Raw genomic sequence first — 8,895 nt, 5'->3', positions numbered from 1 at the left:
GATATTTTTTGCCACCGAGGTGGCTGATATCGTCTTGTGAGTGCCCACACAGATTGTCTGATAAATTGTTAAAGAGCAGTGAGTTACGCGCTTTCGCTTGCTAACTCGAGGGGCGTATATTACGCTTTCCTCATTCAGTGTCAACCGTTTATTTCATTCGGTTGCCGCTGTTTTTAATCTTTCCGACCCGGTCACTTCGTGATGTTGTTCACGTTGTTCCCTGTCGATGGAGCGGCATTATAGGGAGTTCTCAGCAGGCCGCAAGGGCTAATTTTAAGAAAAAACATCGTTTGCTGCATTACACAGCAAACACACTGCTTATACCGTGTTTTGCACAGATTTATCCACAGACGCACAGGAATCTCAAATTTTGCGAGCGTCGCGCAATCGTTTTCGCTACAATTTCGCGCGTCAGTTTTCGCCGCCCTTTATGGGTAATAAATGAAATACCGGTCGCCGGAGGGAAGTTATCCGAGCTCAGCACCACGTTTTCTGCAAATTGCTCTCTATAATTTGCTCTATATAAAGAGAAAGAGAAGAAAACCGTCACTGAACTCCGATAACGCTCTTTACTGCGACTCCAAAGCCAAGGATACAACCACCATGCAACAATCTCGTCCAATCCGCCGCGCCCTGCTCAGTGTTTCTGACAAAGCCGGTATCTTAGAATTCGCCCAGGCCCTTTCTTCGCGTGGCGTTGAATTACTTTCCACTGGCGGAACCGCCAGCCTGTTGGCTAAAGCCGGCCTGCCAGTCACTGAAGTGTCTGACTACACCGGTTTTCCGGAAATGATGGATGGACGCGTCAAAACCCTGCACCCGAAAGTTCACGGCGGCATCCTTGGTCGTCGCGGGAAAGATGATGAAATTATGGCGCAACATTCTATTGCGCCAATCGACATGGTGGTCGTTAACCTTTATCCGTTCGCACAAACCGTCGCGCGCCCGGACTGTTCACTGGAAGATGCGGTAGAAAACATTGATATCGGCGGCCCGACGATGGTTCGCTCTGCGGCGAAGAACCATAAAGACGTAGCCATCGTAGTAAAGAGCAGTGACTACGCTTCTATTATTGAAGAGATGGATGCCAATGGCAGCTCGCTGACGCTGGCAACCCGTTTCAATCTGGCGATTAAAGCCTTCGAGCACACTGCCTCTTACGACGGCATGATCGCCAACTACTTCGGCACGATGGTTCCGGCATACCACGGCGATACCGAATCTGCTTCAGGACAGTTCCCGCGCACATTAAATCTTAGCTATATAAAGAAACAAGATATGCGTTATGGCGAGAACAGCCATCAGAACGCCGCCTTCTATATAGAAGAGAACGTCAGCGAAGCTTCGGTTGCTACTTCTACCCAGCTTCAGGGCAAGGCGCTTTCCTATAACAACATTGCGGATACCGATGCCGCGCTGGAATGTGTGAAGGAATTTGCAGAACCGGCCTGCGTCATCGTTAAACATGCAAACCCGTGCGGCGTAGCCATCGGCGACAACATTCTGGCCGCTTACGAGCGCGCCTATCAGACTGACCCGACCTCCGCTTTTGGCGGCATCATTGCCTTCAACCGTGAACTGGATGCCGAAACGGCAAAAGCCATCATCAGCCGTCAGTTCGTGGAAGTCATCATCGCGCCTTCCGTGAGCGCCGAAGCACTGGCACTGATCGCTGCCAAACAAAACGTTCGCGTGCTGACGTGCGGACAATGGAAAGGTCGCCAGAAAGCCCTGGACTTCAAACGTGTTAACGGCGGCCTGCTGGTTCAGGATCGCGATTTGGGTATGGTTGACGCGGCAGATCTGCGCGTTGTCTCTGAGCGCCAGCCAACTGAGCAGGAACTGACAGATGCGCTGTTCTGCTGGAAAGTGGCAAAATTCGTCAAATCCAACGCCATCGTTTATGCACGTGACAAAATGACCATCGGGATCGGCGCTGGCCAGATGAGCCGTGTATACTCCGCCAAAATTGCCGGTATCAAAGCGGCCGATGAAGGTCTGGAAGTTGCCGGTTCTGTCATGGCCTCTGACGCCTTCTTCCCGTTTCGCGACGGTATCGATGCCGCAGCAGCCGTGGGCATTACCTGTGTTATCCAGCCTGGCGGTTCTATCCGTGACGATGAAGTGATCGCCGCGGCTAACGAACATGGCATTGCGATGCTGTTCACCGACATGCGCCACTTCCGTCATTAATTTTCTTTAAGCGGGTGCGATGCGCCCGCTCATCCGGAGTCTTCGAATGAATATTTTAATAATCGGTAACGGCGGGCGTGAACATGCACTGGCATGGAAGGCATCGCAGTCATCTCTGGCAGATAAAGTCTTTGTTGCACCGGGTAATGCCGGTACTGCGCTTGAGCCGTTGCTGGAAAACGTGGATATCGCCGCAACGGATATCGCCGGTTTGCTGGCATTCGCTAAAAGTAATGATATCGGCCTGACCATTGTTGGCCCAGAAGCGCCGCTGGTGATTGGTGTGGTAGATGCTTTCCGTGCTGCCGGTCTGAAAATCTTTGGCCCGACGCAGGAAGCCGCGCAGCTGGAAGGCTCCAAAGCCTTCACTAAAGATTTCCTGGCTCGCCATAACATTCCAAGCGCTGATTATCAGAACTTCACCGAAATCGAACCTGCACTGGCCTATCTGCGCAGCAAAGGCGCGCCGATTGTTATCAAGGCCGACGGTCTGGCAGCAGGTAAAGGGGTCATTGTGGCGATGACACTGAAAGAAGCGGAAGACGCTGTTCACGACATGCTGGCAGGTAATGCTTTTGGTGATGCAGGCCATCGCATTGTTATCGAAGAATTCCTCGATGGCGAAGAAGCCAGTTTCATCGTGATGGTCGACGGCACTAATGTTCTGCCGATGGCGACGAGTCAGGATCACAAACGTGTAGGTGACGGCGACAGCGGTCCGAATACCGGCGGGATGGGCGCGTATTCCCCGGCGCCAGTAGTAACCGATGAGGTTCACCAGCGCGTGATGGATCAGGTTATCTGGCCGACCGTTCGCGGTATGGCGGCAGAAAACAATACTTACACCGGTTTCCTGTATGCCGGTCTGATGATCTCCGCTGACGGCCAGCCAAAAGTTATCGAGTTCAACTGCCGTTTCGGCGATCCGGAAACTCAGCCGATCATGTTGCGCCTGCGTTCAGATCTTGTGGATCTTTGCCTCGCGGGTGCTGAAGGTCGCCTGGGTGAGAAAACATCTGAATGGGATCCGCGCCCGGCGCTGGGTGTCGTGCTCGCTGCCGGTGGCTATCCTGCCGATTACAAAACCGGAGACATTATCCACGGTCTGCCGCTGGAAGAAGTGCCGGATGGCAAAGTCTTCCAGGCAGGAACCCGTTTGCAGGATGAGCGGGTGGTGACGAATGGCGGCCGCGTATTGTGTGTGACGGCATTGGGTAAAACCGTGGAAGCGGCTCAGGCACGCGCTTATGATTTAGCAAAAGATATTCACTGGGAAGGCAGCTTCTGCCGCAAAGATATCGGTTATCGTGCTATCGACCGCGAACGTAATCAGTAATTATGTCCTGTCCCATTTTCAAATAAGGCACGCTTCGGCGTGCCTTTTCTTTTATCAAAACGGGATCAGAGATCTGACTCTTTCGGTTCCCATTTACAGAAATCTTCATTCGCGACCAGCAGCAGTTCGTTGCCTTGCGGTGCGGTCAGCCAGGCTAACCCTAAGTTATCGTTACTGCGACTGGCCCGTTTCGCCAGCCAGACCTGAGAACGCACGGTCAGTGTCGGCGTCACTTGTTCGCCCGCACAAGTCGTAATGATACCTTTGCGCCAGCGGGCCTGTACCAGACGGACGTTCCCTGCCTGTAGCGCATTGCTCAGATCGAGGGTTTTCGATGCTTCATATTTGTAGCGTTCGATTTCGTCTGACGAGAGTTTTTCACGGCGCTCAGGAAGCTGTCTCTGCATAAAGCTGACATTACCGCCTTCATCAAAACGCAGCATGACGCCCAAATCTGTTTTGGTCGCATGGGTTTCTTTGATTAGGTGCAATTGCCCCTGCTGGAATTCGTAACGGGTAATGATCGTATCGCCGCCATGATAGGGGCTATAGACGTTGAGAATGGTTTGGGGCTCGTGGCTGGCGGTATCTTCACGCCAGAGCCGGTTGATTCCCTGATCAGCAACATAGCCGCTGGCAAAGAATAGCTCTGGACCTTTTTTTGAACTGCAACCCACCAGACCGAGCACCAGTAAACCTGCTACCAGTCTGGGGGTGATAAACTGAAGGGGCTTAAAGGCCCCTCCGCTTATTCTTTTCACTGCAAGCAATTACTTAACAGCGTCTTTCAGAGCTTTACCAGAAACGAACGCAGGTACGTTTGCAGCTGCGATTTTGATTTCTTTACCAGTCTGTGGGTTACGACCAGTACGCTCGTTACGATGATTTACCTTGAAAGTCCCGAAACCAACCAATTGTACAGCATCACCTTCTTTCAGAGACTCGGTAATAGCAGACAGAGTAGATTCAAGAGCAACTTTGGCCTGTGCTTTGGAAAGATCAGCTTTGTCCGCAATTACATCAATCAGTTGAGTCTTGTTCATAAGTTATCCTTTACAGTGTGTTTATCGTTTGCAAAGCATCGAGTGCGACGGATATGCCGATTGACAGCACCCTCCTGCATACACGCACCGATAGCCACTTTTTTTACGCACCCCAAATGTAGACCAGACAGGGTGCGGATGTGAAGCCTTAAGGCACGACAAATCAGGCGTTAAATCACGTTTTCTTGCCTTATTGCGCTAAATTTATGCCAATGTTACTGACAGCGGCTTCACGCAGGTCAGAACGTAACCCTTTTATTAATTCCAGGTCACGTTCTTCACAGTCAGCCAACAGGCGAAAAATCTCCCATTGGATGTCCCATTCTTCTTCCACGGCAGGAATGACTTTGAGCTCTTCGTCGGTCATTTCTTTACCGGCCTGAGTCATTTCCAGCATCGCGACAGTACGAATAGACGTCTCACTGACCGCAATCGCATGAGACAGCGTTTCACCGCTCAGACGCGAATGAATCAGTTCGCCTAATGCAATACACGCATCAATCGCCGGATAAACCCCGTAGAGATCGTAATCATCGGAAGAAGGCACCGCCTCCTCCAGTTTTTCAAGCTGTGAGTCAAAATTGACCTTGGCGTCTTTTACCACCAGCGTTTCCCAGATTAAGTCCAGGATACGGCGGTAAAGCTGTGCTTCGCCAAACCCGGTTTCCAGACAAAATGCCTGATAGTTCGGGTACATGCGTTCGCACAAGCTCGCCATAAACGTCACGTGTTGCCAGCTTTCCAGCTTTTCGAGACGTAAATGAATTGGATTACGTAACATGAGTTGATCTCGTTAACTTTTCTGCGCGGGAGTTTACCTGAAATAAATCAATATCCCTATTCCTTGATTCCTAAAGATCATCACTCAACCGTTGCCAGCGTTGAAACGCCGCCCGGTTTGATGCCACAGAATCCGCCCAACGGGTAGGTTCCGGCAGACGATATTGCCGCATGCACTGTTGCACCCAATAAAGCGACGATTCCATGCTGATCCGATTGCCCGGCGAGATGAACAATGGATTACAGCGTAGCTTGCTGCGCCACACCCAGCCAATCTGTTCATCACCCTCATAGAGTGCCTGCTGGCTGTGAAGTTCATCGCCCAGCGGCAAAAACTGACCGCATAAACGGCTTTTCGCCACCCCGATGGTTGGTACGTCAATCATCAGACCAAAATGACTGGCGACGCCGAGACGGCGCGGATGCGCGATCCCCTGTCCGTCGACCAGAACCAGATCAGGATGCGATGTGAGTTGCTGCCAGGCTTGTAACAGCGCAGGAAGTTCACGGAAGGAGAGAAAGCCGGGGATATAAGGCATCACGGTAGGAATGCGGGCTATCTGATATTCAACCAGTTCCAGCGTCGGGTAGCGCAGAACAGCAACCGCCGCGCGCGTGACTTCCCCGCCCTGCTCAAACCCGACATCCACACCGGCAATCAACGAAGGCGTGGTGAATTCAGGCGGATCCAGCAGTTCGATTTGATCTGCGAGGATCCGCTGTTCTTCACGTAGCGCGCGGGTGTCGATCATAACGCAGGATTATTCGTGATACTGCCGGGACAGGCTGTGCACCGCCTCGACAAAGGCACCCGCATTTTCTGGCGGAACGTCCTGATGGATACCGTGACCAAGGTTAAACACATGGCCATTACCTCTGCCGAAACCAGCCAAAATGGTCTCCACTTCCTGTTCAATACGCACGGGTGAGGCGTACAGCATGGAAGGATCCATGTTGCCCTGAATCGCCACTTTATCGCCTACGCGACGGCGCGCTTCAGCAATATCAGTAGTCCAGTCCAGACCCAGCGCGTCACACCCCGTCGCAGCCATCGCTTCCAGCCACTGACCGCCACCTTTAGTGAACAATGTGACCGGCACACGGCGGCCTTCGTTTTCACGGATCAGGCCATCAACGATTTTATGCATGTAATTCAGGGAGAACTCGCGGTAATCGCGAGGTGTCAGCACGCCACCCCAGGTGTCAAAAATCATCACCGACTGCGCGCCCGCTTTAATTTGGGCATTCAGATAAAGAATGACACTGTCGGCCACTTTATCCAGCAAAAGGTGCAGAGTAGACGGATCGGCGTACATCATTTTTTTGATTTTGGTGAAGGCTTTGCTGCTGCCGCCTTCGATCATATACGTTGCCAGTGTCCACGGACTGCCGGAGAAACCGATAAGCGGCACTTCACCTTTCAGGTTTTTACGGATGGTACGCACGGCGTTCATGACGTAACCCAGTTCCATTTCAGGATCGGGCACCGGCAGCTTTTCGACATCCGCACGATTGGTCAGTGGCGAAGAAAAACGCGGGCCTTCACCGGCTTCGAAATACAGCCCCAGCCCCATTGCATCAGGAATGGTCAGGATGTCGGAGAACAGGATCGCCGCATCCAGTGCATAGCGGCGAAGCGGCTGTAAAGTCACTTCACAGGCCAGCTCGGCATTTTTGCACAGCGACATAAAATCGCCGGCTTCAGCGCGGGTTTCTTTATACTCCGGCAAATAACGACCTGCCTGACGCATCATCCACACCGGTGTAATGTCCACCGGCTGACGTAACAAAGCTCGCAGGTAACGGTCGTTTTTCAACTCATTCATTCTTGCTCTTTCCTTCAATATTCGGGCCGTCCGACAATCATATGACGGCATTCTATCACGCAAAACTGACGCTAGATGTCGTCGTCTTCGCTTTCTGCGCGGCACTGCGCAACTGTGTCTTCAATCAGACGGCGGGCAATCGTGCCGGGCGGTGGCAGCTGTGGCAGTTGGTCAAACCGGTACCAGTCCGCGCTGAGCAGCTCTTTCGGGTCTGCGATAATGTCGCCGCTGTCGTAATCGGCCATAAACGCCATCATCAGCGAATTGGGGAATGGCCACGGCTGGGAACTGACGTAACGGACATTCTTGACGCGGATATTACTTTCTTCCATGACTTCGCGGGCCACCGTTTCTTCCAGCGTTTCCCCGACTTCCACGAAACCCGCCAGAACCGTATGAATACCATTACGATGACGGACGTGTTGCGCCAGCAAAATCTCATCACCTTTGCGGATTGCCACGATAATGCAGGGCGCAATCTGCGGGTAATAACGTTCACGACAATGCCCGCACAGCGCGGCCCACTCGGTCTTGCTGACATGCATTTCATGTCCGCAGTATCCGCAGAACTTATGCGAACGGTAAAACTCTGACAGCTGCACGCCACGCCCGACCAGCTGGAATAATCCGCGATCCTGATCCAGCAGTTGCCGGGCGGAAACCATATGGTTTGGCATTGTCTGACGGACCAGCCAGACAGATTCGCCCTGCCATTCGCCAATCTGACGCGCCGTTTTACCGGTCAGAGAAAATTGTGCGGCGCTGCCAAACGGCAGTTCGCCCTCAGGCAGCCACAGCTTGCCTTCCTGGCTGATGACCCACCAGCCGTTGTGTTGCTCAGTAATCTGTAATTCCATAATTGTTGTTGCATAACCTCGTCGGGACTGACAATCTGAGTAAGATATTCACATATTAGTAACTTCTGGTTACTTTTTTATCGCTCACGGAGTCAACCATGCTAAATCGTCTGGAAAGACTGACCCAACGCGTTGGTGGCAGTAATGAGTTAGTGGATCAATGGCTGCACGCGCGCAAAGAGCTGCTTGTTTCCTACTGCACTTTGGTCGGCCTGAAACCCAATAAAGAAAAACATACCCCTCTCAATGAAAAAGCGCTGGATAACTTTTGCCATAACCTGGTGGACTATCTTTCTGCCGGTCATTTCCATCTGTATCAGCGCGTCATTGATGAAGTCGAAGGCGCAAACAGCCCGATAAAATTACAGGCTGCAAAAATATACCCTGCCCTTGAACTGAATACTGAAGCTATCATGGCTTTCCATGATAGTTACACTGAAAATGATATTGATGATGATAATGCTTTCGCATTTCATTATGCATTATCCGATGTCGGTGAAGCGCTGGATGCGCGTTTTCAGCTGGAAGATCAATTGATTATTCTGGCATTTGACCGCGACAGTCATGAAGAAAAACCGCCTGCGAATGAAGAGCATCTCGCCAGACCGGCTTAACGATTTGTCACACTAAAACCCTGCGCAGGTTTGTGGTTTTAGTTGTATTTTTAGTTGTAGTTTCAAAAAACGCCTCCTATATTGAGGCTTCTTGTCGGAGTGCCTAGCGCATAATTTTCTGTTGAGAATTACGCCAGGCTGAGACCGTTAATTCGGGATCCGCGGAACCTGATCGGGTTAGTACCCGCGAAGGGAACAAGAGTAATGTTATGCGTTCAGCGCAATCTGGCATCCGCCTGTATCAGG

General features: G+C 51.8%; 9 protein-coding genes and 1 riboswitch. Of the genes, 3 read left to right on the top strand and 6 right to left on the bottom strand.

The genetic code is table 11. The features are described from left to right. Positions 1 to 603 precede the first annotated feature (603 nt). The gene (purH, locus tag D6C13_RS23770) at positions 604 to 2,193 is read left to right on the top strand and encodes a bifunctional phosphoribosylaminoimidazolecarboxamide formyltransferase/IMP cyclohydrolase (RefSeq protein ID WP_120135128.1); all 1,590 of its coding nucleotides are present in this window, start codon (positions 604 to 606) and stop codon (positions 2,191 to 2,193) included. 46 nt (positions 2,194 to 2,239) lie between these two features. Next, positions 2,240 to 3,529 carry a phosphoribosylamine--glycine ligase gene (purD, locus tag D6C13_RS23765; RefSeq protein ID WP_120135127.1) on the top strand — a complete coding sequence of 430 codons (1,290 nt, stop codon included), beginning with the start codon at positions 2,240 to 2,242 and terminating at the stop codon, positions 3,527 to 3,529. Between the two features lie 65 nt (positions 3,530 to 3,594). Here purD and D6C13_RS23760 read toward each other — a convergent pair whose 3' ends face one another. The 6 genes from D6C13_RS23760 to nudC form a co-directional block, all read right to left on the bottom strand. After that, positions 3,595 to 4,281 (bottom strand): DUF1481 domain-containing protein, encoded by a 687-nt coding sequence (locus D6C13_RS23760; protein ID WP_244212776.1) that lies wholly within the window; start codon positions 4,279 to 4,281, stop codon positions 3,595 to 3,597. An 18-nt stretch (positions 4,282 to 4,299) separates the two neighbouring features. Continuing rightward, positions 4,300 to 4,572, bottom strand: a complete 273-nt coding sequence (gene hupA, locus D6C13_RS23755; protein WP_013577396.1) for a nucleoid-associated protein HU-alpha — start codon at positions 4,570 to 4,572, stop codon at positions 4,300 to 4,302. A gap of 190 nt (positions 4,573 to 4,762) precedes the next feature. Next, positions 4,763 to 5,353, bottom strand: coding sequence for a YjaG family protein (locus D6C13_RS23750; RefSeq protein ID WP_095924297.1), 591 nt, complete (start codon positions 5,351 to 5,353; stop codon positions 4,763 to 4,765). 70 nt (positions 5,354 to 5,423) lie between these two features. Next, on the bottom strand, positions 5,424 to 6,104 hold the full coding sequence (gene nfi / locus D6C13_RS23745; RefSeq protein WP_120135126.1) for a deoxyribonuclease V: 681 nt from the start codon (positions 6,102 to 6,104) through the stop codon (positions 5,424 to 5,426). A 9-nt stretch (positions 6,105 to 6,113) separates the two neighbouring features. Then, complete coding sequence (gene hemE / locus D6C13_RS23740; protein ID WP_120135125.1) at positions 6,114 to 7,178, bottom strand: uroporphyrinogen decarboxylase; 1,065 nt, start codon at positions 7,176 to 7,178, stop codon at positions 6,114 to 6,116. A gap of 71 nt (positions 7,179 to 7,249) precedes the next feature. After that, on the bottom strand, positions 7,250 to 8,035 hold the full coding sequence (gene nudC / locus D6C13_RS23735) for an NAD(+) diphosphatase (RefSeq protein ID WP_120135124.1): 786 nt from the start codon (positions 8,033 to 8,035) through the stop codon (positions 7,250 to 7,252). Between the two features lie 98 nt (positions 8,036 to 8,133). Between nudC and rsd the strand changes: the two genes are divergently transcribed. Then, complete coding sequence (gene rsd, locus D6C13_RS23730; protein WP_120135123.1) at positions 8,134 to 8,649, top strand: sigma D regulator; 516 nt, start codon at positions 8,134 to 8,136, stop codon at positions 8,647 to 8,649. Between the two features lie 85 nt (positions 8,650 to 8,734). Continuing rightward, positions 8,735 to 8,861, top strand: a riboswitch (TPP riboswitch). Positions 8,862 to 8,895 lie beyond the last annotated feature (34 nt).

The sequence above is a fragment of the Rahnella woolbedingensis genome (genome assembly GCF_003602095.1).
In the GTDB taxonomy this organism is placed as follows: Bacteria; Pseudomonadota; Gammaproteobacteria; order Enterobacterales; family Enterobacteriaceae; genus Rahnella; species Rahnella woolbedingensis.
Note: the sequence above shows the minus strand (reverse complement) of the source record. Positions and strands in the feature narration are given on the sequence as shown.

What these genes read in the sequence shown, in the direction of transcription:
- rsd (WP_120135123.1), top strand. Translation starts at nt 8,134, where the DNA reads ATGCTAAATCGTCTGGAAAGACTGACCCAACGCGTTGGTGGCAGTAAT.
- hupA (WP_013577396.1), bottom strand. Translation starts at nt 4,572, where the DNA reads ATGAACAAGACTCAACTGATTGATGTAATTGCGGACAAAGCTGATCTT.
- nudC (WP_120135124.1), bottom strand. Translation starts at nt 8,035, where the DNA reads ATGGAATTACAGATTACTGAGCAACACAACGGCTGGTGGGTCATCAGC.
- purH (WP_120135128.1), top strand. Translation starts at nt 604, where the DNA reads ATGCAACAATCTCGTCCAATCCGCCGCGCCCTGCTCAGTGTTTCTGAC.
- nfi (WP_120135126.1), bottom strand. Translation starts at nt 6,104, where the DNA reads ATGATCGACACCCGCGCGCTACGTGAAGAACAGCGGATCCTCGCAGAT.
- D6C13_RS23750 (WP_095924297.1), bottom strand. Translation starts at nt 5,353, where the DNA reads ATGTTACGTAATCCAATTCATTTACGTCTCGAAAAGCTGGAAAGCTGG.
- purD (WP_120135127.1), top strand. Translation starts at nt 2,240, where the DNA reads ATGAATATTTTAATAATCGGTAACGGCGGGCGTGAACATGCACTGGCA.
- hemE (WP_120135125.1), bottom strand. Translation starts at nt 7,178, where the DNA reads ATGAATGAGTTGAAAAACGACCGTTACCTGCGAGCTTTGTTACGTCAG.